Raw genomic sequence first — 23,317 nt, 5'->3', positions numbered from 1 at the left:
TATGTTCCTAATGGTCGAATCAATTTTTGCTCTTTCTTTATTGGTACTGATCACGAATATATTGAAAAATTTCTTTGGAGCTAACCCAAAAGCGTGTGCTAATCGTTAGCCGGGAATTCGGAAAGACGGAAAGGCCCTGATTTCAACCGCTCAAAGCTTACCGTTTCACCGCCTTACCGGCCGATAAATACTTCTTAGTCACTTTCCCCTGGTCGGGCTATGCACCGAACCCTGACGAGTGCGACGCAAGGAAGCTCAATAGTAGCACTACAGCCGGGCATCTAATAAAAGAACTAAATCGATGCAGAATGTTTAACTTTACTGCTTCGTAATTTAAAATAAACTAATTCATGTCACAAAAAAGAGCGATTTTACTGATAATGGACGGCTGGGGGCTCGGAAAAGTTGCATCCGCGGATGCCATCCAGAATGCCAATGTGCCTTTTACAAAATCACTATATAATAAATATCCCAATACTACCCTCACCACTTTTGGAGAACTGGTAGGATTGCCGGAAGGCCAGATGGGAAATTCGGAAGTGGGTCACCTGAACCTGGGCGCCGGACGCATTGTTTATCAGGAACTACAGCGCATTAACGTAGCGATCCGGACTGGTGAGCTCGCTGCCAACCCCGAGTTACTGAATACTATTTCCTACGCTAAAGAAAACAACAAACCCCTGCACCTGCTGGGCCTGGTAAGTGACGGCGGCGTGCATTCTCATATTAATCATTTAAAATCGCTAATTAACATTTGTAAGGACAATGGTTTGTCCGATGTGTATATCCATGCCTTTACAGATGGACGAGATACCGATCCCAAAAGCGGACTGGGTTTTATTGAAGACCTGCAACAGCACCTGGATAGCACCGGTGTGGGCAAAATTGCAACCGTTGACGGCCGGTATTATGCCATGGACCGCGACAAACGTTGGGAGCGCGTGCAGTTGGCTTATGATGCGTTGGTAAACGGGAAAGGCAACACTGCAACTTCAGCCATCGAGGCTATTAAAAACAGTTATGCGGCCGATATCACGGATGAATTTATAAAACCGACCGTGATAGTAGACGCCGACAATAACCCGGTTGCCACCATCAAAAATGGTGATGCGGTGCTTTGCTTTAATTTCCGCACCGATCGTTGTCGCGAGATCACAGAAGTATTGACACAACAGGATCATCCGGATTATAACATGTACACATTGGAGTTGTATTATGCAACCATGACGGTGTACGACCATACCTTTAAGAATGTACACGTATTATTCCGCAATGACGATCTTACACAAACCATTGGCGAAGTAATTGAAGCCAATAATTTAAAACAGATCCGTATTGCAGAAACCGAGAAATACCCGCATGTAACCTTCTTTTTCAGCGGCGGCAGGGAAAAACCGTTTGAAGGCGAAAACCGCATTTTAAAACCATCCCCCAAGGTAGCCACTTATGATCTGCAACCCGAGATGAGCGCGAATGAATTAACCGAAGCGATCCTGCCGGAAATTCATAACAAAACCGCAGATTTTATTGTGCTGAATTTTGCGAACGCAGATATGGTGGGCCATACCGGCGTTTTCGCCGCAGCCATAAAAGCTGCCGAAACGGTGGATCATTGTGTAGAGCAGGTCATAACAGAAGCCTTGAAACAGGATTATGTGATCTTCCTGACTGCCGACCATGGCAACTCCGATTACCTGGTTAATGAAGATGGCAGTCCGAATACGGCGCACACTATGAATCCTGTCCCTTTATTTATCATCGACAACAACTGGAAAGGAACGATCAAAGAAGGAAAGCTGGGTGATATTGCCCCCACGATACTGACCTTTATGGGGCTGGAGATTCCCAAAGAGATGACTGGGGATATTTTGGTTGACAGAAATTCACTATCCTGATTTTGAGTTGAATTAGATTCCTGATGCTCGATGCTGGATACTGGCTTGAATCGGGTATCGGGTATCAAGCATCCAGTATCAGTTCATTCACTTTTCACCATTCACCATTGACTTTTCATGTTAAAGAAAATCCTGCTAATTGTTTTAATCGTATTGATCGGCATTCAGTTCATCCGCCCTGCAAAAAATGAGCATTCCGGGAGCTTTCCGAATGCAGTTACTGCTAAATACCCGATACCGGCATCGGTAAACAGTATCTTAAAAAGAGCCTGTTATGATTGCCATAGCAACAATACGGTGTACCCCTGGTATAACCATGTGCAGCCGGTTTATTGGTTGCTGGACAATCATATCAGAAATGGCAAAAGGCATTTTAATTTTGATGATTTTACCACTCAACCTGCGTGGAAGCAATATCATAAACTGGATGAAGTAGCCGAGCAGGTTAAGAAAAACAACATGCCGCTGGAATCCTATACCTGGATCCATAAAGATGCTATTTTGACCGATGCTGAAAAACAAGAGATCTATGCCTGGGTAAATACCGCAAAAACCGCCATGGAAGCGCAGTACCCAAAGGACAGCCTGGTAAGACCGAAGAAATAGGATTTTCGTAACTTCAGTTTTCTTAATTGAAAAAGTACAAAAATCTAGGGGCGATAAATAACCATGAAACCAGCAGCAGTTAAATACAACCAGTTACTTGATAACATTGGCCTGACTATTGAACAGGCGAGACAAAATGCGTTTAAAGCAGTAAACACCGGATTGATTAAAGCGAATTGGGAAATTGGCAGGCACATAGTGGAATATGAGCAGCGCGGAAAGGAACGGGCAGAGTACGGAAGTGAGCTACTGGCAAGGCTTTCAAAAGATTTAACCCAACGGTACAGTAAAGGATTTGGCAGGCGGAATATTCTTGATATGCGGCGTTTTTACCTTACCTATCAGAAATGGCAGGCAGTGCCTGCCAAATTGAGTTGGACACATTTTGTAACACTGTTGGGCATTTCGGACGATGCTGCACGGAGTTTTTATGAGAAGCAGGCTGCTCATGAAAATTGGGGTTATCGCGAACTGGAAAGACAAATTGATTCCTCCCTGTTTGAACGCCTGGCGTTGAGCAAAGACAAAAAAGGAGTTTTACAACTTTCAGAGAAAGGCCGTATTGTTTCTGAACCAACAGAAGCCATCAAAGATCCGTATGTTTTGGATTTTTTGAAAATACCGCAAAGCCACCGCATGACGGAAAAAGGCCTTGAACAAAAGATCATTGATAATCTTCAATTGTTTTTGCTTGAATTGGGCAAAGGGTTCGCTTTTGTAGCTCGCCAATATAAGATCTCCCTTCGTAATAAGCACTATTACATCGACCTGGTTTTTTACCATCGTATTTTGAAATGTTTTGTGTTGATAGATCTTAAAATAAGAAAAGTGGAGCATGGCGACATCGGGCAAATGAACCTTTACCTCAACTACTTCAAAACAGAAGAAAATGTTGAAGGTGATAATGAACCCATCGGCATCATTCTTTCAGCCGAGAAAGACGAAGTACTGGTTGAATTTGCGACGGGGGGTATTTCCAACAAAATTTTTGTTTCAAAGTACCAACTTTACCTGCCTGACAAGAAACAGTTACAAAAAAATGTAAAAGCGATATTAGGCAGCAACTAAATGACACAGGAAACATTTTCAACCATAGCATCCACCATACCACAGGAGCCGGGCATTTATAAATATTTTGATGACGCCGGGAAGATCATTTATGTGGGCAAGGCCAAAAACCTGCGCAAACGGGTAAGCTCTTATTTCAATAAAACCTTTACCACTTACAAAACGCATGAGCTGGTGCAGCGTATTGAAAAGATCGAATTCACCATTGTTAACAGTGAGCCCGATGCTTTTTTCCTGGAAAATTCGCTCATCAAACAATTCCAGCCCAAATACAATATCAACCTCAAGGATAGTAAATCCTACCCCTATATCGTCATTAAAAATGAAAACTTCCCGCGCATCTATTTAACCCGCCAGCCGGTTGCCGATGGTTCGGAATATTTGGGGCCTTACACTTCCGTTTTTAAAGTGCGGGAGCTGCTGGAATTCATTAAGCGTACGGTTCCTATGCGTACCTGTTCTCTGAATCTTACTCCAAAAAATATTGAGAAAGGGAAATTCAAAGTATGTCTGGAGTATCATTTGGGCAATTGCAAAGGGCCCTGTGAAGGATTGCAGACGGCAGCAGACTATCAAAATAATATCAGTCGCATCCGTGATCTGCTGAAAGGCAATTTAACGCCGGTGATCCGCTATTTTAAAGAAGAAATGAAACAACATGCGGAACAACTGGAGTTTGAAAAAGCAGAGCAGGTTCGGAAGAAAATTGAATACCTTGAAGAGTACTATCAATCCAGGTCAGTAGTTACCGGCATTAAAGGTGGTGACAAAGATGTATTCTCTATTATTAAAGAAAAATCCATCGCCTATGTCAATTACCTGATGGTCCGGAACGGCACTATCGTGCAAACCCAAACCAACAAACTGGAAACGCACCTGGATGAGCCGGTGGAAGAGATCCTGGCCTATGCCATCAGTCAGCTCCGCATGACCTTCAATAGCCATGTTCCCGAAATTGTGGTACCCTTTGAGATAGAATACCCGGAGGCTGATGTGGAACTGGTGGTGCCCAAAGCCGGCGACCGGAAAAAATTGTTGGAACTTTCCGAAAAAAATGCCAACTATTTTATTGAGGAAATAAAAAACAAGGACCGCATCAAGATCAACCGGAATGTAGATCATGTAAAGGTTTTGGAGCAACTGCAACTGGATCTGCATTTGCCCGAACTGCCGGTGCACATCGAATGCTTTGATAACTCCAATTTCCAGGGAAGCTACCCGGTTTCGGCAATGGTCTGCTTTAGGAACGGAGTGCCCAGTAAAAAAGATTACCGGCATTTTAATGTAAAAACGGTGCAGGGCATTAACGACTTCGCCAGCATGAAGGAAGCCGTGTACCGCCGCTATAAACGCTTATCGGAGGAAAAAGAATCACTGCCGCAACTGGTGATCATCGATGGCGGCAAAGGGCAACTGAGCGCGGCACTTGAAGCCATTGAAGAGCTGGAATTACAGGGAACGATTACCCTGGTGGGGCTGGCAAAAAATGTGGAAGAGCTTTTCTTTGCCGGCGACCAGGAGTCTTTAAAATTGCCTTATAACAGTGGTAGTTTAAAACTGATCCGTTTTATCCGCGACCAGGTGCACCGTTTTGGTATCACTTTTCACCGGCAAAAAAGAAGCAAAGGCACTTTTAAGAACGAGCTGGAGGACATTAAAGGAATTGGCAAAAACACGGCCGATCAATTGTTGAAAGAATTCAGATCCGTGAAAAATATCAAAGAGAAAACATTGGATGAACTGGCCGCCGTTATTGGGAACGCAAAAGCGCAGATAGTCACTAATTATTTTAGTAATAACTCCTGATCACTCCCCTTAAAATTGCTTAAAAATGAAATAAGACCCTTCCTTATTTCAAAAAATGAGCATAAATTGAAATAACGATACTTCCTATTTCAAAAAAGGAGATATTTTTGAAATAAGACACTTTTTAAAAATGAGCGCAACAAAATACACCGGACTCATCCGATCCGTTATCGCAGGCCTTATGCTTTGGGCTGCCTGGCCTACATCTCCTTTAACGCTGCTGATATTTGTGGCCTGGGTCCCCCTGTTTTTTGTTGCTGAAAACACTGATTCCTGGAAGAATTTTTTTGGTTATACTTACCTCACAATGCTCCTTTGGAACGTCTTGACCACCTGGTGGGTGGCCGAAGCCAGTGTGCCGGGCGGCATTGGAGCGTTTATGGCAAACAGCCTGCTGATGTGTATTCCCTGGATAGCTTATTATTTTACAAAAAATTATTTCAATCGCGTTGTGTCCGGCCTGGCGCTGATCGCCTTTTGGATGACCTACGAGTTCATTCATCTGAACTGGGACCTGAGCTGGCCCTGGCTTTCTTTGGGTAATGTATTCGCAGCGCACCCCACCTGGGTACAGTGGTACGAATATACCGGCACCGCGGGTGGCAGTTTATGGGTGCTGCTCAGTAATGTACTTGTTTTTAATGTGTTCATGAAATACCAGGAAGAGGGCCGGAGCGCCGGGTATTTTAGACTGGCAGTGGCATGGGTGGCTACGCTTTGTATACCATTGGCGCTGTCACTTCTCGCAAAACAAAACCTGACGCTGCTGCATAATAAATATAATGTGGTAGCAGTGCAACCGAATTATGATCCTTATAATGATAAGTTTGTTGCAGGCAAACAGGAAGAACAACTGCATGAACTAATTTCCTTGTCGCAAAAAGCAATAGATGTCAACACTGCATTGGTAGTATGGCCCGAAACGGCCGTTCCTTATATAGTAGCTGAAGATCAGTTGAAACAGAATATGTTCCTGAACCCCCTTTGGGCTTTTCTGAAGAGCAATCCTAACCTCAACCTGCTGACGGGACTTGAAGGGAGAAAACAGTTCCCAACTAAAGTAAGCCGGTTTGCCGTGCCGCTACCGGACGGTTCTTTTGTAGAAGGTTATAATAGCGCTGCTCTATTTGATAGCAGCGGCGCACAGATCTATCATAAATCAAAACTGGTGCCCGGCGTGGAGGTACTGCCCGGCTTTTTAAGTTTTATGGCGCCGGTTTTTGAAAAATTTGGCGGCACCGGCGGGGGATACGCGGCTGATACCACCGAAAAAGTATTGCATACCAGCAATCACATTTTTAACATAAGTCCGGCCGTTTGTTATGAAAGTATCTACGGGGATCATTTGTCGAAATTTAATCGCCAGGGGGCAGATCTTATTGTAGTCATTACTAATGATGGATGGTGGGGCAACACACAGGGTTATAAACAGCATATGCAATACGCCCGGCTACGAGCCATTGAAAGCAGGAAATGGGTAGTACGCAGTGCGAATACGGGCATCAGTTGTTTCATCGACCCTTTTGGGAATGTGATAAAACAACTACCCTGGAACACAAAAGGCATATTAAAACAAACAGTGGCTGCTTTTGTTACTGAAACCTTTTACACCAAACATGGTGATTGGTTATCGAAAATTATAACCCTTTTAACTATCGGATTCTTATTACTTTTATGTTATCAAATGATAAGAAAAAAATCCGCCTGATGGAAAAGAAAACAATTACAATTGACAATAAACTGATCAGCTATAAAACAGAAGGTGCAGGCCTTCCTGTGGTATTGCTGCATGGATTTGGTGAAGATGGCACTGTTTGGGAGAACCAGGCGGCCTATCTGCGACGCAATTACCAGGTGATCATCCCTGATATTCCCGGAAGTGGTGATTCGGAGCTTACGGCTGATGTAAGTATGGAGGGTATTGCCGATACAGTGCAACTGATCCTTGATGAAGAGGAGCTTGATTCGGTGGTGCTGATCGGCCACAGCATGGGCGGCTACGCCACTATGGCCTTTGTTGAAAAATATCCGCATTTACTGGATGGCTTTGGCTTATTTCATTCCACGGCAGCGGCAGACACCGAAGCCAAAAAAGAAACCCGGAGGAAAGGCATTGCCTTTATCGAAAAAAACGGCGCCCGGGCTTTTCTGGAAACAACGATACCGAATCTCTTTTCCGATACAACAAAAGAACAAAATCCCGGATTGATACCCTCTTTCACTGAATCGCTGCCCCATTTTTCAAAAGCGGCGCTGAAGGCCTACTATGAAGCCATGATCGCCCGGCCGGAGCATATCGACCTGTTTTCGAAGACAGAGCTCCCTGTGCTCTTTATTATTGGTGAAAAGGACAACGTCATTTCTTTCGAAGATATTCTGAAACAAGCTTCCATGCCGCGTATTTCCCATATCAATGTGCTTCACCAATCAGGCCATATGGGCATGCTGGAGGAACCGGCAGCAGCAAATGCTGCTATCGAAGCCTTTTTAATGAGCCTAAAATAGTTGATCCGTTCCTTTGCATTACTAAATGGGGCCATCAAAAGCCTGGAAGCCCGGATGCCGGAAAAATTGCCGCTCAACTTTTTAAAACTTACCGCCTTACCGGCCAAAAAGTGTTTTTTTATCATCCCCTTTAAATCTATTTGCTATGAATAAAATTGTTTTTATCACGGGAGCCACGGCGGGTTTTGGTGCTGCATGCGCCCGCAAATTTGCAGCCAACCAATATGATGTGATCATCACCGGCAGAAGGCTGGAGCGCCTGGAGCAACTGGCCGCCGAGCTAGCTGCGCAATACAACATAGACGTTTTGCCCTTGCATTTTGATGTACGCAACCGGGATGCTGTTCTTGGCAGCATCAATACCCTCCCGGGAAAATGGAAAAAAATAGACGTATTAATAAATAATGCGGGACTGGCTGCAGGAAAAGATGATTTTGATAAAGCCGGCTTAGACGATTGGGATACCATGGTCGATACCAATCTTAAAGGTTTTGCTTATGTGGCACAGGCCGTTTCCCAACTGATGGTTCCGCACAAAAGAGGGCATATTATTAATCTGGGTTCCACTGCTGCTAAATATGTATATGCCCAGGGCAATATGTACTGTGCCACCAAACATGCGGTGGACGCGCTCTCTCATGCCATGCGCATCGACCTGCTGCCTTATCACATTAAAGTAACAGCGATCCATCCCGGTGCCGCTGATACCGAATTTTCAATGGTACGTTTCAAAGGAGATCGCATCGCAGCCGATAAAGTGTATGAGGGCCTGATTCCCCTGGCAGCGGCGGATGTTGCTGAAACCATTTTTTATTGCACTACTCTTCCTGATCACGTTTGCATTAACGACCTGGTGATCACCTGTACCCAACAGGCAGACTCTTTTTACTCCGTTAAGAACTGATGGCGATGAATCGTGAAAGATCATCCCGATAGCTATCGGGAGTGAAACACCGGAAGCTCTCATTTCTCCTTTCATTGCTCACGATTTCATACGCTGCCTTACAATTAATTTGACATTAAGTACCTTTGTGCTCAAAAACAGTTAGCATTTGGCAATAAAATTCGGAGTAGCCGGCAGCGGCAGTTGGGCAACAGCCCTGGTTAAAATTTTAACAGATAACGGACATAAGGTAAACTGGTGCCTGCGTAATGATACTACCATCGGGTTCATCAAACAACGGCATCATAATCCGAAACACCTGACCGCAGCTATTTTGAATACGCAGTCGCTGCATCTTACCACTGATCTGGCTTCCGTTGCAGATAAATCAGATGTGCTCATCCTGGCAACGCCTTCCGCATATATCGGAACGACCTTAGCTGAACTGCCCCCAACCGCTTTTAAGAACAAAAAAATCCTTTCGGCAATAAAAGGAATTTTGCCCGAAGCCAACATGCTGGTGAATGAATACCTGCAACAGCACTTCGAGGTTCCCCTGCAAAACTATTTTGCGGTATTAGGCCCCTGTCATGCGGAAGAAGTTGCTGCGGAAAAACTTTCTTATCTCACTTTTTCGGGCATTGACGAATCAATGGCTTTAAAAATAGCGGAGCATTTCAAATCGCCCTTTATCAACACGGTGGTTAATACGGATATTTTGGGCGTACAATACGCGTCCGTGCTAAAAAATATTTACGCCTTAGGAGCGGGCATCGCGCATGGCCTGGATTATGGAGACAATTTTCAAAGCGTATACATTGCTAACAGCGCAGATGAAATGGCCGGCTTCCTGCGTAAACTGGGCGCGGAACATATAGTAGTGGGCGAACATACAGACACTGCTTCCCCGGAAAAAAAATATGCCAATTATTCGGCCTCTGTTTACCTGGGCGATCTTTTGGTAACCTGCTATTCCTTGCACAGCCGCAATCGTACCTTTGGCAACATGATCGGCAAGGGCTATAGCGTGCAAGCCACCCAGTTGGAATTAAGAATGGTAGCGGAAGGCTACAATGCATCAAAGTGCATTTATTCCATCAATAAATCGGTGGGCGCTGAAATGCCGATAGCTACTACTATTTATCGCATGCTTTGGGAAGGCCTCTCCCCCGCAAAAGGGTTTGAGGAGATTGAAGCATTTTTGATCTAACACCATCCATTCTTTAAAAGAACGTCGTCATCCTCAGTGCAGCGTAGCGAAGTCGAAGGATCTCTACGCTTCCAAAAACAGATCGGCAGAAATCCCATCGGCATATAGTTTTCCTTCATTCGTCAGTCGCAGAAAATAGTCCGTTTGCAATAACCATCCACGTGCTAAATATTTACCGGCTTGTTGTAGCACCTGCAGTTTTTCATCTTCCGCAAACCGGGTAGTGTCAATTCCCTCAGCAGTCCGCAGGGCAATCATGATCAGCTCATTTGTTTTTTGAACCGGCGTTAACCGCTCTTCCTCAAAAGGCAGTTGTCCCGCAACAATTGCCTGGATGTATTTTTGATTGTTGGCAATATTCCACCTGCGTGCCCTCCCGTTAAAGGAATGTGCCGAAGGTCCCAGTCCAAAATAAGGCACTCCTTTCCAGTAGGCGCTGTTATGGCGACTGCGAAAACCCGGTCTTGCAAAGTTGGAGATCTCATAATGTTCGTAACCTGCCTGCTCCAGCCAGTGCATCAACAATAAAAACTGATCCGATTGTTTGCCTCCATCAACATCTTTCTTTTCATGCCTCCGGATCATCTTATCCAGGGGCGTTTTGGGTTCCACCGTAAGCGCATAACAGGACAGATGCGGCACCCCAAACGCCAGAGCCATTTCCACGTTTTGTTGCCAGCGTTCGTCCGTGAGCCCCGGTACGCCGTAAATCAGGTCGATCGTTATATTATCAAAATAGCGCAACGCTAGTTGCACGCCTTCTTTTGCCTGCGCTACATTGTGCGCGCGATGCATCCATACCAGGTCTTCTTCAAAAAAAGACTGAATGCCGATACTCAACCGGTTCACCCCGGCAGCTTTCCATGCCCTTAGCTTTTCGTCATTCAAGTCATCGGGGTTTGCCTCAAGGGTTATTTCTGCATTTTCGGAAATTGTATGTTGTTGATAAATTGCCTGAAGTATTGCTTCCATTTCAACCGCCTCCAGTAAACTGGGAGTTCCGCCGCCAAAATAAATCGTTTCGATGGGCTCAGGCTTAATAAAGCGATTCGTCGCCGCCAGGCGCACTTCTGCGACAATGGCTTTTACCATTTCTTCCTTATGAAGTAAAGAAGTTGCAAAATGAAAGTTGCAGTAATTACAGGCTTGTTTGCAAAAGGGAATATGAATATAAATACCAGCCAAAACAAATTATTTGTAAAGGTCAAAATTAAACTAAATGATATGGATCCGGGTAAAGAATCTAATCAGGGTTCACAGATTCCCCTGATTTTCACAGATTAAAAAGTCTCCGGCAATGATTAAACAGGTCTTGTTTTTCGGCAGCTTCAGATTCACCGCCTCGCCGCCTTCCCGGCTTATGGCCTTGAAGCATACACAAAGAATACTACATTTGTGCAAATTTTCTCCGATGAAAAAGTTATTGATCACCCTATTTGCATTTTCTATGCTCCAAACTAATGCACAGCAACCACTGTCTCCTGAAACACTTTTAAAACTGGGAAGAGTAAGTCCCATCGGGCTTACCAAAGATAAAAAGTCGCTCATTTATAAAGTAAGCACCCCCAACATCTCGGAGAACAAAATGGACTCCAAAAACTATTCTATCCCGCTAGCCGGCGGTGCAGCTACGGAAGTTGCCGATATCGCAAACCTGACGGATAACGACCGCATTTCCCCGGATGGAAAATATATCCTGAGCAATGCCGATGTAAAACTGAAAAAGGTATTGGGAAAAGACATCTACCCGGAGCTGACTAAAACCACGGCACAGGTATATACTTCACTAAACTACCGTCATTGGGATCAATGGTTCGACGGGAACCTCAGCCATGTGTTTTTTGCACCCTATGCCAATGGCAAAGCGGGAGAAAAAAAAGATATTATGCCGGATGAACCCTATTTCTGCCCGCAGCAGCCCTTTGGCGGGGACGAAGATTTTATCTGGTCGCCGGATAGCAAAAAGATCATTTATGTTACGAAAAAAGAATTCGGGACCGCCTACGCCGTAAGCACCAATACCGACATCTTTGAATACGATATTGAAACCGGGAAAACAAAAAACCTCACTGAAAGCAATAAAGGCTATGATGTATCTCCTGCTTTTAATAAAGAAGGTAAAATGGCCTGGCTGCAAATGAAAACACCAGGATATGAAGCGGATAAAAATGACCTGGTGGTTCAAACGAAAGGCAATACCGTAAACCTTACCGGCCATAATGACCAGATCAATGTTTCGTCCTTTATCTGGGGGAATGACGGAAAGACCCTGTTCTTTATCGCGCCTGTAAACGGAACAGAACAGGTGTTCAGCGTTAATGATATCGGCTTAACCCGCATGCTGCCCCGTATTCAGCAGCTTTCAAAGGGAGATTTTGATATTAATAAAATCGTTGCCCAGACGGGTGATGAGCTGATCGTAGCAAAAGAAGACATTTCCCGCGCAGCGGAGGTCTATAAGCTCAACATTAAAACGGGCAGCTTAACACAACTGACCCATGTAAACGATGATGCCTATCAGAACATCGCAAAAGTGAAGTCTGAGCGCCGCTGGATAAAAACGGCCGACAATAAAAAAATGATGGAGTGGATCGTTTATCCGCCGGATTTTGATAAAAACAAAAAGTACCCGACACTCTTATATTGCCAGGGCGGCCCCCAATCGGCAACCACACAATTCTTTTCTTATCGCTGGAACTTCCAACTGATCGCCTCACAAGGATATATAGTAGTAGTTCCCTCAAGACGCGGGATGCCGGGTTTTGGCACCGAATGGAATGCAGCAGTGAGCAAGGACTGGGGCGGAAAAGTGATCCAGGACTACCTGGACGCTATTGATGATATTTCAAAAGAGCCCTTTGTTGATAAGGACCGTCGTGGCGCTGTGGGCGCCAGTTTCGGAGGATTTTCAGTTTTTGAACTGGCAGGACGGCATCAGAAACGTTTTAAAACTTTTATTGCCCACGACGGTGTTTTTGATTTTGTAAGCATGACGGGCACTACTGACGAGCTGTGGTTTGAAAACTGGGAAAAGGGCGGCTATTATTGGGAAAAGAATAATGCTGCGGCCCAGCGCTCCTATGCAGCATCCCCTTCTAATTTCGTAGCCAATTGGGATACCCCTATTATGATCGTTCAGGGAGGTAAAGATTATCGCGTGCCCATTGAGCAGGGACAAGGCGCTTTCCAGGCCGCACAGTTAAGAGGTATTAAAAGTAAATTCCTGTATTTCCCCGATGAAAACCATTGGGTTTTAAAACCGCAAAACGCACTTACCTGGCAGCGCGAATTCTTTGGGTGGCTGAAGGAAACCCTTTGAAAAGCTAAATAACAGCCACGAATTCGATTGTTCTGCGTTGCAGCATGATTTAAGGATACAACGAAACTTATCCCGGCAGATCAGCGGGACAAAAGGTCTCCCGCATTCCGATTTATCGGAAGCAGAATATCGCAGAAGAATGAAGGATAATCCGCGCCGCGTCGATAGCGGTCCCGATAGCTATCGCATGTACGTCAAGCTAAGCGCTAGATTCAATCTGCTGGAACTGCAACTATACCCAGTATTTGAGCCATTTCCGCTCCGTTAGGAGCGTTGTGTTTATAGCAATCGCAATGGCATTTGTTCGGGCTCCGTAGGACGCCCCGTGTTTACGCGGCACCTGACGGAGCCGATGCGTTGCGTAGATGATCATGAATACTATAAACACGCGGCGCTTACAGCGCCTGAATTGTGTTCTTTATCTTGACGCACATGCCATAGCTACCGGGATGCGTAAATCTGCGGGCCAAAAAAATTAATTTCAACGGTTTTGTTGTACAGAATGCACGAATAGCTAATTATTCGTGCATTCGCGGCTTTGCATGCGTTCACGCCACAGTCCCGCATCTTTTTCAATTTTATTAACACAGGGGTACTATTTTTGCAGAAAGGCATTGTAGGTTGACCCGGATATTGATCATATTATTTTGTACCCTCTTTTTTGGAAGCAGTTTGCAGGCGCAGACGAAAGATAGTGTAAAACACCGCTCGCAAACAGCCAAACCGAAAGCAAAGCCGGCACAAAAAAAGCCGGCAGCCAAACAGACCGACAACAAGACGGTAACACAAAAACCGGTTAAAGAAAAAGAACAATCGTCAAAACCGGCAACGCAAAAAGCAACTAAAGGTCAATCAACCACAAAACCGGCAACCCGGAAAGCAGTTCCGGGCGAGTCTTCATCAAAAACGGCAACGAAATCGACCCCTAAAAAAAAGGAAGTAACCGGAGACAGTGAAACGAAAAGAAATGTGTTGTTGCCCAAAAACGATACAACAAAACATGCTGTAAAGCCGGTTCATAAAAAGCGTGCAAAACCTGTATTACCGCAGGACTCGCTTACTGCAAAAAAACTGGCAGATAGCCCGCAACCGCATAAGTTGCGGCGCGATTCAACATCCTTAAAAAAAGGACTGGTCCCGGCAACGGCGCGCCCGCACCATATAAAAAAGGACTCGCTGTCAAAAACGACCCCCTCCATCGCCATCCATCATCGAAAGGACACGACGCAGGCGGTCGATTCGGCAAAACTTAAAGCGGCAATAGCCGATAGCCTGCAAAAGAACAGGCAACTGGCCGAGTTGATCCATAATTACAGGCTTTACTGGAAGATCCTTTCCAAACACCCCTACTTTGCAATGGCCGAAAAGCCCATTATCACACCCTATAGCATACGTGCGCCACATCCCGGAAAAGAGATTTATTTCTATACCCTGGCAGGTATTTTACTATTGTTTGCAGGCTTTAAGACCTCCTTTTCCAAATATTTTGAGGACCTTACCACGCTGTTCTTTAAGCGTACGCTAAAGCAACGGCAATTGCAGCAACAATTAAGTCAGGATACGCTACCCTCTTTTTTATTCAACATTTTATTTACACTGGTTGCAGGTTTTTATCTCACCTTACTGTCGCAGCAGTTGCCTTTAAAGAAAATAGATTACCCCATATGGCAGCTCTTTAGTGTGGCGGTGATTTTTATTGCTTTCATCTATCTGGCAAAATTCTTTTTGTTAAAACTCATCGGCTGGCTGTTCAATATGCAAAATCTGACCGATGCCTATATCTTTCTTATTTTTTTGGTAAATAAGATCATCACGCTTTTTCTGCTACCGGTAATTATAATTGTGGCATTGGGCGGAACGGGAATAAAAACGATCACCTGGGCCCTGAGCTGGGTGATGTTGGGTGCTTTATTCCTTTATCGCTTTTTGGTGACCGTACAAATGGTACAAAAAAACAAACGCATCAACCTGCTGCATTTTCTTTTGTACTTTGCCGCATTTGAGTTATTGCCGGCGTTTGTTATCTATAAGTTTATTTTACTTTTTTTAAAATAGAATAGTTTACCTTTGCACCCAATTTAGGAAATTTAATGTCAAGTAACTTAGCAACGAAACCCCTTTCGAAACGCGACGCTGGAAAAGTTAAGAACATACTCATCAGCCAGCCAAGACCGAAGACCGAAAAATCACCTTATTTCGATCTTGAAAAGAAATACGATGTTACGCTCGATTTTGAGGCCCTGATTGCGCTGGAACCTATTTCCGGAAAAGACTTCAGACGGCAAAAGATCAGCATTGCTACTTATACCGGCGTCATTTTCACCAGCAGGAACGCTATCGATCATTTCTTTAGAACCTGTGAGGAAATGAAAATAAGCGTTTCGCAGGATACCAAATATTTTTGCATTACGGAAGCCGTTGCGCTGTACCTGCAAAAATTTATCCTTTACCGCAAACGAAAAGTTTTTTACGGGGCGGACGGCAGCAATAAAAGCCTGCTGGATGTGATCAATAAACACAAAGAGAATCTCAATTTTTTATACGTTTGCTCTGAGAATCAACAAGATAATGAAATAATAAGCTGGTTAAAGCAGCATGAATGCACTTTTGATCTCGCTTTTATGTACCGTACAAGGAGCAATGACGTAAAAAAGACGCTTGAAAGCAAAAAATTTGACGTCCTTTGCTTTTTTACTCCCAGCGGCATTAAAAGCTGGTTTGACAATTTCCCTGAATTTAAGCAGGATAAAACGGTGATCGGCACTTTTGGAGACAACACCAAGGATGCTGCGCTAAAAGCCGGTTTAAAACCGGTTATAACGGCACCTTCGCCCAAAACGCCCAGCATGATCACGGCGCTGGATCAGTTTTTATCGGCATCCCACGGGAAATAATACCGCACCAGCCTCTTTATCAAAAACTTAACTACTCATTTTTTGAGTGGCTAAGGTTTTTATTAATATTTGCAGGGTTATAGTTAACTTTGCACACTTTATGAGATTTTTCGTATTCATTTTTACGTTGTTCTTTTTGTCGTCCTGCGGGCCCGGCATGAATAAAATTTTAAAAAGTAAAGATCCCGCCTACAAGCTGAAAATGGCGGAGGATTTTTATGCAAAAAAGAAATACGGGAAAGCCCAGCAGGTATACGAAGACATTCTCCCCTATTATAAAACAACACCGCAATACCAGGATATTTATTATAAGTATGCGTACGCCGCGTATTACCAGAAGGATTATACCATGGCGGAAAACTATTTCAAGACCTTCCTGGAAAGCTTTCCCAATAGCCCCAAGTATGAAGAAATGGAATACATGAGGGCCTATCTCTTTTACCTGCAGTCTCCAAAAGCGGAATTGGATCAAACCAATACCAATAAGGCAATTGGCGCGATGCAGACCTTTATTAACACCCATCCGAATTCCGTGCGCCTGGCAGATGCCAACCGGATTGTGGAAGAATTATGGAAGAAAAAAGAACTTAAAGATTATAAGAGCGCAAAGCTTTATTACGACATGGGCTACTACCGGGCTGCCGGTGTAAGTTTTGCTACTTTGCTTGAAAACTTTCCTGAATCCAGCAATGCAGATGAATACAAACTCCAGTCTGTAAAAGCTTATTATCAATTTGCAGAAGCAAGTGTTATGGATAAAAAGGCAGAGCGTTTTACCGATGTAGTTACCAAATGCCAGGAATTTTTAGACCGGTTCCCAGATAGTAAATATAAGGCTGATGTTGAGAAATACTCGGAACTTTCCAATTCACAAATACAAAAATTAAATCATAATGAGCAAATTAAGAAGGCATCTTAGCGTAGGCACCCCCAGCAGTGTTGAAACAAAAAGCCTGCAGGAAATAAAAAACAAGACGGGTAATATTTACGAGTCTATTTCCATTGTTGCCAAACGTGCCAATCAGATCAATATTTCCATCAAAGAAGAGTTGCATAATAAACTGGATGAATTTGCCAGTCACACCGATACACTGGAAGAGATTCACGAAAATAAAGAGCAGATCGAGATTTCCCGGGCTTATGAAAGAATGCCGAACCCGGCACTGTTGGCTACCCAGGAATTTTTAGATGATAAGATCTACTATCGTAAAGCAGAGGACGAATTGTTCAGCTAGTTGCAATACATTATTTTATAAATAGTTACCACAGTGAACATGGTTTGCTGTGGTTTTTTTGTTTTTAATCCGTTACTAAAAGCGTTTTTGCCGGTAAAGCGGGAAGACGGGAATAGTTGTTTATATTTTTTGATTTTGTTCATTGGCAGTTTTGGGGAGATGAATATTCAATATTGAAAGCGTATTTTTGAAAAATGTTTGCAGGAAAAAAAATACTCATTGGCGTCAGCGGCAGCATTGCGGCGTATAAAATAGTGCACCTGGTACGGCTGCTGGTGAAAGCAAAAGCCGAAGTGCAGGTTATCATGACCCCTGCAGCAAAAGAATTTGTTACACCGCTCACCCTTGCTACTCTTTCAAAAAAAGAAGTATTGACGGATTTGGCCACCGGTAATACCTGGGCCAACCACGTGGCATTGGGCCGGTGGGCCGATCTGCTGCTTATTGCCCCGCTGAGCTGCAATACGCTTGCAAAAATGGCAAACGGGCATTGCGATAACCTATTGTTATCGGTGTATCTTTCGGCAACCTGCCCGGTGATGGTTTCGCCTGCAATGGATGAAGACATGTGGCAACATCCCGCCACAAAGAAAAATATCGAAACTATAAAATCGTTTGGCAATATAGTGTTGGCGCCCCATCATGGCGAACTGGCCAGTGGGCTTATTGGCGAGGGGCGGATGGAAGAACCGGAGCAGATCATCCGGTATATAGAGGCTTTTTTCGCCGCCAGGCAACAACAGGATCTCTCCGGGAAAAAAATATTGATCACTGCCGGCCCAACGCATGAGGCGATTGACCCGGTGCGTTTTATCGGCAATCATTCTTCCGGGAAAATGGGCTATGCGCTCGCCATCGAATGCCGGCGGCGCGGGGCCGATGTAACCCTGGTACTGGGGCCTGCCCCTGAGATCCTGAAACAGGACCTGCTGGGCATTACGGTGATAAACGTTATTGCCGCCGAAGAAATGTACCAGGCATGCCTGGAGCATTTTAAAACAAGCGATATTGCAATAATGGCCGCTGCTGTTGCGGATTACCGGCCTGCCCGGGTAAGCGATATTAAAATAAAAAAACAGGAGGGCGGCCTGGACCTGAACCTGGTAAAAACCAAAGACATTCTTGCCAGTCTGGGCGCTCTCAAATCGGCACACCAATTATTGGTGGGCTTTGCGCTGGAGACCAATAACGAGGAAGTCAACGCATTGGAGAAGCTTAGGAAAAAAAACGCCGATTACATCATAATGAATTCTTTAAATGACGGCGTTGCATTTGGCGCAGACAGCAACAAAATAACCATCTATTCGGGGAAGGGCGAAAAATACTCCTTCGATACAAAATCAAAAAATGAAATTGCGCGGGATATTATTGACGCGGTATTACACGACCATGCAGTTCAAACAGTTTAAAAAATGCAGCAACCTATTTTTATAAAACGAGTTTTGGCGCTATCTGTGGGCTTTTTTCTGATGACCGCCTGCGGGCGCCCAAAAGGAATTTTGCCGCAGGACAAGATGGAAGCCGTATTGTGGGATGTTGCGAAAGGGAGTGATTTCGTTAACAGTAACATATACTATAAATATCCGCAACTTAATCGCGCGGCGGTTAACCAGGAAGTGCTTAACAAAATATTCAGCTTGCACAAAGTAACCAAAAAAGAGTTCTTTAACAGTCTTGATTACTATCAACAGCGACCGGATGTTTACATCGCGATGCTGGATTCGATAAAGAGCCGGCAAACCAAAGAACAGGGGCTTCGGCCTAACACTTCCGACTCCGCAAGAGCGGCGCAGGCCATCAAATAACAGATGATCATTATCACCAAATATAAACCGCATAGGCACACAGCGTTTGATCATAAAACAGGAAACATAAAAACTTATGTATTTCAACGTGTATGTATTCTTGAAAGCGGCCAACCCAGTATATCTATTTGGTGGAATTATTCCAAGTAAAATGCCTTATGAACTTTTTATGTGTTAATGGAAAATTTGCAACGGCAACTGATCCCGTTATTCATGCGGCGAATAAAGGTTATCGCTATGGCGATGGTTTTTTCGAAACCATAAGGGTTTTTAACGGGAAGATCCCCTTACATGTATTTCACAAGGCCCGCATCGAAAAAAGCCTGATGCTGTTGCGATATGAATTACCGGTTTCCCTTGATGCTTTATTCGGCCAGATCCTGGAATTATGCGCCTTAAATAATTGCAGTAACAATGCGAGAGTGCGCCTTTCCTTTTCGCATGGGGAAGGTACCCTGTTTGAGCATACTGCCTTGCATTACCTGATCGAGGCAACCGCTTACACACCACAAACGGCAGCCTCCGGCCTGAAATTAGGGCTGTACCGGGAACTGCAAAAAGAAGCCTCGCCTTATTCCTCCCTGAAATTATCAAGCGCTTTTATTTACAGCAGGGCGGGTCAATATTGCACCGAACGGGGCCTGAACGACTGCCTGATCCTGAATACCGGCGGGCAAATTATTGAATCGATCATTTCAAATATGTTCTGGATAAAAGATGGAATAACCGCAACGCCGCCTTTGCAGGATGGATGTATTGCGGGCGTTTTCCGGTCTTTTTTACTGGAACAGGATCCGTTAATCCGGGAGCAATCCTGTACTATTGAAATGCTCAAAGAGGCCGACGAAATTTTTCTTACCAATGCATTAAGAGGTGTTCAACGGGTGCAGCAACTTGACGATCGTATATATGCCGATACACTTACCCGCAGGCAATTTTTCACAAAAGGCAGGGATCCTTTTGGATAGCGTTTATGATTTATTATAGCAATAGATCGCGGAGAACGAGCGGATCAGCGCAACTATCCCTGCGCCTTATGCTTCACTCGCAGCAGCTATTTTCTGGTACACTCCCGAAAGTGTTTCCACCGCTTTACTGCCGTCTGCACCCAGATCAAGACTATAGTCATTTACATAAAGGTCAATATGCTTGCGCATCACCGTTTCACTCATCGCCTGGGCATGCTCTTTTACATATTCGGTAATCGCCGGGTAATTAGTAAAGGAATGCTCGAGGCTTTCTTTTATCAGCGCGTTCACTTCATTATACAATCCCCTGCCCAGGTCTTTTCTTATCACGATCCCCCCTAGTGGAATAGGTGCCTTCATCTTTGTTTCCCAGTATTCTCCCAGGTCGGTCACCTTAAAAAGTCCTTTGTCCTGGTAGGTAAAGCGGTTCTCATGAATAATGACCCCCAGATCTGCATCGCCGCTTTTTACCCCATCTTCTATCTCATGAAAAACACCAAAGGTTTTATTTTTTGCATTGGGGTAGGCGAAGCTAAATAATAAATGAGCCGTGGTGTTAATGCCGGGTAACAGTATTTTTGCCTTGTTTATATCGGCTTCAGCAAACTTTTTATTGCTATTAGCGATCAGCAATGGCCCCACCCCTTTTCCTAACGCACTGCCGGCCCTGAGCAACTCATAATGACCCGCCGTTTTAAAGTAAGCGGGAAAGCTAAGTTTAGTAATATCCAGTTTCCCTTCCAGTGCCCATCGGTTAAGCGTTTCCACATCCTCCAATACCGTTTCAAATTCAAGGTCCCCCGTATCAATTTGACCATTTACCAGCGCATCAAAAATAAATGTATCATTCGGACAGGGGGAAAACCCAATTCTTAATTTCATTCGTGTACTTTTTTTGTCAGGCGTACTAAGAACTGTTCTGCAGTTTTATTCAGCACGTCGACAGACTCCTTTAATTTCCATTTTGTTTTATCCCGTTCCCCCACATAGTTTGAGATCGTTCTCAACTGGAGAAAGGGTATTTTTTCTTTAAGCGCCACATAATGAAAGGCAGCGCCTTCCATCGATTCAACAACCGCCTCCAATTTCCCCGCAAAATAATCCCTTGTCTTTTTGTTTGTTGTTATCTCGTTTACAGTTACCCCCTTTACTACCGGCAGCCCGGTATCCTTTAACAGGCGTTTATGAGGATTTTGCAACGCTCCCTGGTTAAAAGGCTTTTCGTTCGGCAAGGTAAGTCCCAGGTCGAAAACGGAACGAAACGCTTTCCCTTCAAACACACCCAGGTCGCCAAAACAATCAGCACCTACTACCACTGCCGATCCTAAGGGCATTATTCTGGAAAAGCTACCGGCGATCCCTACCTGCAACAGCAACTCATATTTTTTCCTGGCCAGTGCCTGTGTAATCGCATAAGTGGTAGCTACTTCCCCGATTCCCGTTATTAAAACATCAACGGCCGGCTGTTTTTTTGAAAATTGCAACACCTGCGGGATCTCCAGTTTTGTTGCTGCTACAACTAATACATTCATAATACGTTAACAATAAAACAATCAAAAAGATTGTTTGCTGCCCGGCAAATTTACCAAAGCTGCCTCATTTAAAATAATTAACGCTCCTTATCTTCTTAAAAAACGATAATTTTGCAGCCTCTATGGTATATCTCACGCGAATAGAACATTTTAATGCCGCGCATAAACTCTTCAATCCCAATTGGTCAGAAGAACAAAATGAGCAGGTGTTTGGAAAATGTGCCAATAAAAACTGGCATGGCCATAACTATGAACTTTATATAACCATAAAAGGGGATCCAGATCCGGATACCGGTTTTGTATATGATGTAAAAAAGCTGAGTGAGCTGATCAAAGAGCGGGTAATAGAGCAGTTGGACCACAGGAACCTGAATGAGGATGTTGATTTTATGAAAGGGAAATTGTGCAGTACCGAGAACCTGGCCATTGGCATCTGGAAGGAGCTTGCGCCGCATTTACCCCAGGGCGTGTTGTTACATTGCATAAAACTCTATGAAACCCCAAGAATTTATGTGGAGTATTTTGGTTAAGTTTGCTACTTACGTTTATCCAATATGAAGGTCGCTGTTTTCAGAAGAGAACATTTCAACGCTGCGCACCGGTTATTTAACCCTGCGTGGGATGATGCTACCAATGAAAAGGTTTTTGGCAAATGTTCGCTTCCTCATTATCACGGTCATAATTATGAACTGGAAATAAAAGTTACGGGGGAAGTGGACCCGGTAACAGGGTTTGTAATGGATATGAAACAACTGAGCGCCCTGGTAAATAAGGAGGTGTTAGAACAGTTCGATCATCGCAACCTGAACCTGGATACTGAAGTATTTAAAACGATGAATCCGACCGCTGAAAATATTGCGATCGTTATTTATACTATTTTGCGGCCGCATATTAACCCGGAGCATGATTTACAGATCCGTTTGTATGAAACGCCAAGAAATTTTGTTGAATATCCGGCTTGAAATTAAATTATCAGGAGCATGGCATATAAAAGAACAGAACAATATGATGAAACGGTAACCAATGCCCTGATCGGGAACTACCAAAGTGTTATTGCGCACCTCGGTGAAGATCCGGAGCGTGAAGGCCTGCTGAAAACGCCCGAGCGGGTGGCCAAGGCCATGCAGGTGCTTACCCAGGGGTATTATATGGATGCGCATGCCATCATTAATTCCGCCAAATTTCATGAGGAGGTAAGTGAAATGATCATCGTAAAGGATATTGAACTGTACAGTCTTTGCGAACATCATATGCTGCCTTTTTTTGGAAAAGCGCATGTGGCTTATATCCCCAACGGGTGGATCACCGGTTTGAGTAAAATAGCGCGGGTAGTAGATGTATTTTCGCACCGGTTGCAGGTACAGGAGCGCCTGACCGTACAAATTATGAATGCTATTAAAGAAACGCTGAACCCGCTGGGTGTTGCCGTGGTGATAGAAGCCAAACACCTGTGTATGATGATGCGCGGTGTGCAGAAGCAAAACTCGGAAACGACCACCTCGGCATTCTTCGGGGAGTTTGAAAAGGATTCCACCCGGAGTGAGTTTATGAAACTGATCAGCGCACGTTTAAGTTAAAACAACCAAAATAA

23 protein-coding genes are annotated in these 23,317 nt (G+C 44.3%); 19 read left to right on the top strand and 4 right to left on the bottom strand.

Going from position 1 to position 23,317, the window contains the following annotated elements:
• Positions 1-350: 350 nt before the first annotated feature.
• From gpmI to NIASO_RS17910, 8 genes are all read left to right on the top strand, one after another.
• On the top strand, positions 351-1,895 hold the full coding sequence (gene gpmI, locus NIASO_RS17945) for a 2,3-bisphosphoglycerate-independent phosphoglycerate mutase (RefSeq protein ID WP_008588329.1): 1,545 nt from the start codon (positions 351-353) through the stop codon (positions 1,893-1,895).
• A gap of 117 nt (positions 1,896-2,012) precedes the next feature.
• Positions 2,013-2,501 (top strand): heme-binding domain-containing protein, encoded by a 489-nt coding sequence (locus NIASO_RS17940; RefSeq protein WP_008588327.1) that lies wholly within the window; start codon positions 2,013-2,015, stop codon positions 2,499-2,501.
• Between the two features lie 63 nt (positions 2,502-2,564).
• A complete protein-coding gene (locus NIASO_RS17935) occupies positions 2,565-3,569 on the top strand; it encodes a PDDEXK nuclease domain-containing protein (protein ID WP_008588325.1) in 1,005 nt (334 codons plus the stop codon).
• Positions 3,570-5,375: an excinuclease ABC subunit UvrC gene (gene uvrC, locus NIASO_RS17930; RefSeq protein WP_008588323.1), complete on the top strand. Its 1,806-nt coding sequence runs from the start codon at positions 3,570-3,572 to the stop codon at positions 5,373-5,375. It abuts the gene before it with no gap.
• A gap of 130 nt (positions 5,376-5,505) precedes the next feature.
• A complete protein-coding gene (gene lnt / locus NIASO_RS17925; RefSeq protein WP_008588322.1) occupies positions 5,506-7,083 on the top strand; it encodes an apolipoprotein N-acyltransferase in 1,578 nt (525 codons plus the stop codon).
• On the top strand, positions 7,083-7,880 hold the full coding sequence (locus NIASO_RS17920) for an alpha/beta fold hydrolase (protein WP_008588320.1): 798 nt from the start codon (positions 7,083-7,085) through the stop codon (positions 7,878-7,880). Before lnt ends, NIASO_RS17920 begins: the two co-directional genes overlap by 1 nt.
• 145 nt (positions 7,881-8,025) lie before the next feature.
• Positions 8,026-8,784 carry an SDR family NAD(P)-dependent oxidoreductase gene (locus NIASO_RS17915; RefSeq protein ID WP_008588317.1) on the top strand — a complete coding sequence of 253 codons (759 nt, stop codon included), beginning with the start codon at positions 8,026-8,028 and terminating at the stop codon, positions 8,782-8,784.
• 148 nt (positions 8,785-8,932) lie between these two features.
• A complete protein-coding gene (locus NIASO_RS17910; RefSeq protein ID WP_008588316.1) occupies positions 8,933-9,973 on the top strand; it encodes an NAD(P)H-dependent glycerol-3-phosphate dehydrogenase in 1,041 nt (346 codons plus the stop codon).
• Between the two features lie 63 nt (positions 9,974-10,036).
• Here the strand turns inward: NIASO_RS17910 and hemW are convergent, their stop codons facing one another.
• On the bottom strand, positions 10,037-11,158 hold the full coding sequence (hemW, locus tag NIASO_RS17905) for a radical SAM family heme chaperone HemW (RefSeq protein ID WP_025299120.1): 1,122 nt from the start codon (positions 11,156-11,158) through the stop codon (positions 10,037-10,039).
• A gap of 226 nt (positions 11,159-11,384) precedes the next feature.
• On the opposite strand from hemW, the gene NIASO_RS17900 reads away from it, so the two are divergent.
• The 5 genes from NIASO_RS17900 to NIASO_RS17880 all read left to right on the top strand — a co-directional run bounded on the left by NIASO_RS17900 (position 11,385) and on the right by NIASO_RS17880 (position 17,421).
• Positions 11,385-13,292: a S9 family peptidase gene (locus NIASO_RS17900; protein WP_025299119.1), complete on the top strand. Its 1,908-nt coding sequence runs from the start codon at positions 11,385-11,387 to the stop codon at positions 13,290-13,292.
• A gap of 621 nt (positions 13,293-13,913) precedes the next feature.
• Entirely contained in the window at positions 13,914-15,347 is a 1,434-nt protein-coding gene (locus tag NIASO_RS17895) for a DUF4271 domain-containing protein (RefSeq protein WP_008588308.1), read from the top strand.
• A 35-nt stretch (positions 15,348-15,382) separates the two neighbouring features.
• Complete coding sequence (locus tag NIASO_RS17890; RefSeq protein WP_008588306.1) at positions 15,383-16,186, top strand: uroporphyrinogen-III synthase; 804 nt, start codon at positions 15,383-15,385, stop codon at positions 16,184-16,186.
• Positions 16,187-16,286: 100 nt separating this feature from the next.
• Complete coding sequence (locus tag NIASO_RS17885; RefSeq protein WP_008588305.1) at positions 16,287-17,105, top strand: outer membrane protein assembly factor BamD; 819 nt, start codon at positions 16,287-16,289, stop codon at positions 17,103-17,105.
• A complete protein-coding gene (locus NIASO_RS17880) occupies positions 17,080-17,421 on the top strand; it encodes a DNA-directed RNA polymerase subunit omega (protein WP_008588303.1) in 342 nt (113 codons plus the stop codon). Before NIASO_RS17885 ends, NIASO_RS17880 begins: the two co-directional genes overlap by 26 nt.
• Here the strand turns inward: NIASO_RS17880 and NIASO_RS20260 are convergent.
• Positions 17,418-17,564, bottom strand: a complete 147-nt coding sequence (locus tag NIASO_RS20260; RefSeq protein ID WP_008588301.1) for a hypothetical protein — start codon at positions 17,562-17,564, stop codon at positions 17,418-17,420. The two genes, NIASO_RS17880 and NIASO_RS20260, sit on opposite strands and share 4 nt — an antisense overlap.
• A 51-nt stretch (positions 17,565-17,615) precedes the next feature.
• On the opposite strand from NIASO_RS20260, the gene coaBC reads away from it, so the two are divergent.
• From coaBC to NIASO_RS17865, 3 genes are all read left to right on the top strand, one after another.
• Complete coding sequence (gene coaBC, locus NIASO_RS17875; RefSeq protein WP_008588299.1) at positions 17,616-18,830, top strand: bifunctional phosphopantothenoylcysteine decarboxylase/phosphopantothenate--cysteine ligase CoaBC; 1,215 nt, start codon at positions 17,616-17,618, stop codon at positions 18,828-18,830.
• A 3-nt stretch (positions 18,831-18,833) separates the two neighbouring features.
• Positions 18,834-19,226, top strand: coding sequence for a DUF4296 domain-containing protein (locus tag NIASO_RS17870; protein WP_025299118.1), 393 nt, complete (start codon positions 18,834-18,836; stop codon positions 19,224-19,226).
• Positions 19,227-19,384: 158 nt separating this feature from the next.
• Positions 19,385-20,194: an aminotransferase class IV gene (locus NIASO_RS17865; RefSeq protein WP_008588296.1), complete on the top strand. Its 810-nt coding sequence runs from the start codon at positions 19,385-19,387 to the stop codon at positions 20,192-20,194.
• Positions 20,195-20,260: 66 nt separating this feature from the next.
• On the opposite strand, the gene NIASO_RS17860 is transcribed toward NIASO_RS17865, so the two are convergent.
• Both NIASO_RS17860 and mqnB read right to left on the bottom strand, forming a co-directional pair.
• Positions 20,261-21,076 carry a 1,4-dihydroxy-6-naphthoate synthase gene (locus NIASO_RS17860; protein WP_008588294.1) on the bottom strand — a complete coding sequence of 272 codons (816 nt, stop codon included), beginning with the start codon at positions 21,074-21,076 and terminating at the stop codon, positions 20,261-20,263.
• Complete coding sequence (mqnB, locus tag NIASO_RS17855; protein WP_008588291.1) at positions 21,073-21,726, bottom strand: futalosine hydrolase; 654 nt, start codon at positions 21,724-21,726, stop codon at positions 21,073-21,075. Before mqnB ends, NIASO_RS17860 begins: the two co-directional genes overlap by 4 nt.
• A 122-nt stretch (positions 21,727-21,848) precedes the next feature.
• On the opposite strand from mqnB, the gene NIASO_RS17850 reads away from it, so the two are divergent.
• From NIASO_RS17850 to folE, 3 genes are read left to right on the top strand one after another with little or no spacing between them, the layout of a single operon-like run.
• Positions 21,849-22,256: a 6-pyruvoyl trahydropterin synthase family protein gene (locus NIASO_RS17850; protein ID WP_008588290.1), complete on the top strand. Its 408-nt coding sequence runs from the start codon at positions 21,849-21,851 to the stop codon at positions 22,254-22,256.
• Positions 22,257-22,280: 24 nt separating this feature from the next.
• Positions 22,281-22,688 (top strand): 6-pyruvoyl trahydropterin synthase family protein, encoded by a 408-nt coding sequence (locus NIASO_RS17845; protein WP_008588288.1) that lies wholly within the window; start codon positions 22,281-22,283, stop codon positions 22,686-22,688.
• An 18-nt stretch (positions 22,689-22,706) separates the two neighbouring features.
• Positions 22,707-23,303 (top strand): GTP cyclohydrolase I FolE, encoded by a 597-nt coding sequence (gene folE / locus NIASO_RS17840; RefSeq protein ID WP_008588287.1) that lies wholly within the window; start codon positions 22,707-22,709, stop codon positions 23,301-23,303.
• The last annotated feature ends 14 nt before the right edge of the window (positions 23,304-23,317 follow it).

The organism is Niabella soli DSM 19437 (genome assembly GCF_000243115.2).
GTDB lineage: Bacteria > Bacteroidota > Bacteroidia > Chitinophagales > Chitinophagaceae > Niabella > Niabella soli.
Note: the sequence above shows the minus strand (reverse complement) of the source record. Positions and strands in the feature narration are given on the sequence as shown.

Bases quoted from the DNA above. Each gene is read 5' to 3' on its own strand.
- gpmI (WP_008588329.1), top strand. From the start codon at position 351: ATGTCACAAAAAAGAGCGATTTTACTGATAATGGACGGCTGGGGGCTC.
- NIASO_RS17940 (WP_008588327.1), top strand. From the start codon at position 2,013: ATGTTAAAGAAAATCCTGCTAATTGTTTTAATCGTATTGATCGGCATT.
- NIASO_RS17935 (WP_008588325.1), top strand. From the start codon at position 2,565: ATGAAACCAGCAGCAGTTAAATACAACCAGTTACTTGATAACATTGGC.
- uvrC (WP_008588323.1), top strand. From the start codon at position 3,570: ATGACACAGGAAACATTTTCAACCATAGCATCCACCATACCACAGGAG.
- lnt (WP_008588322.1), top strand. From the start codon at position 5,506: ATGAGCGCAACAAAATACACCGGACTCATCCGATCCGTTATCGCAGGC.
- NIASO_RS17920 (WP_008588320.1), top strand. From the start codon at position 7,083: ATGGAAAAGAAAACAATTACAATTGACAATAAACTGATCAGCTATAAA.
- NIASO_RS17915 (WP_008588317.1), top strand. From the start codon at position 8,026: ATGAATAAAATTGTTTTTATCACGGGAGCCACGGCGGGTTTTGGTGCT.
- NIASO_RS17900 (WP_025299119.1), top strand. From the start codon at position 11,385: ATGAAAAAGTTATTGATCACCCTATTTGCATTTTCTATGCTCCAAACT.
- NIASO_RS17890 (WP_008588306.1), top strand. From the start codon at position 15,383: ATGTCAAGTAACTTAGCAACGAAACCCCTTTCGAAACGCGACGCTGGA.
- NIASO_RS17885 (WP_008588305.1), top strand. From the start codon at position 16,287: ATGAGATTTTTCGTATTCATTTTTACGTTGTTCTTTTTGTCGTCCTGC.
- NIASO_RS17880 (WP_008588303.1), top strand. From the start codon at position 17,080: ATGAGCAAATTAAGAAGGCATCTTAGCGTAGGCACCCCCAGCAGTGTT.
- NIASO_RS20260 (WP_008588301.1), bottom strand. From the start codon at position 17,564: ATGAACAAAATCAAAAAATATAAACAACTATTCCCGTCTTCCCGCTTT.
- coaBC (WP_008588299.1), top strand. From the start codon at position 17,616: ATGTTTGCAGGAAAAAAAATACTCATTGGCGTCAGCGGCAGCATTGCG.
- NIASO_RS17870 (WP_025299118.1), top strand. From the start codon at position 18,834: ATGCAGCAACCTATTTTTATAAAACGAGTTTTGGCGCTATCTGTGGGC.
- NIASO_RS17865 (WP_008588296.1), top strand. From the start codon at position 19,385: ATGAACTTTTTATGTGTTAATGGAAAATTTGCAACGGCAACTGATCCC.
- NIASO_RS17860 (WP_008588294.1), bottom strand. From the start codon at position 21,076: ATGAAATTAAGAATTGGGTTTTCCCCCTGTCCGAATGATACATTTATT.
- mqnB (WP_008588291.1), bottom strand. From the start codon at position 21,726: ATGAATGTATTAGTTGTAGCAGCAACAAAACTGGAGATCCCGCAGGTG.
- NIASO_RS17850 (WP_008588290.1), top strand. From the start codon at position 21,849: ATGGTATATCTCACGCGAATAGAACATTTTAATGCCGCGCATAAACTC.
- NIASO_RS17845 (WP_008588288.1), top strand. From the start codon at position 22,281: ATGAAGGTCGCTGTTTTCAGAAGAGAACATTTCAACGCTGCGCACCGG.
- folE (WP_008588287.1), top strand. From the start codon at position 22,707: ATGGCATATAAAAGAACAGAACAATATGATGAAACGGTAACCAATGCC.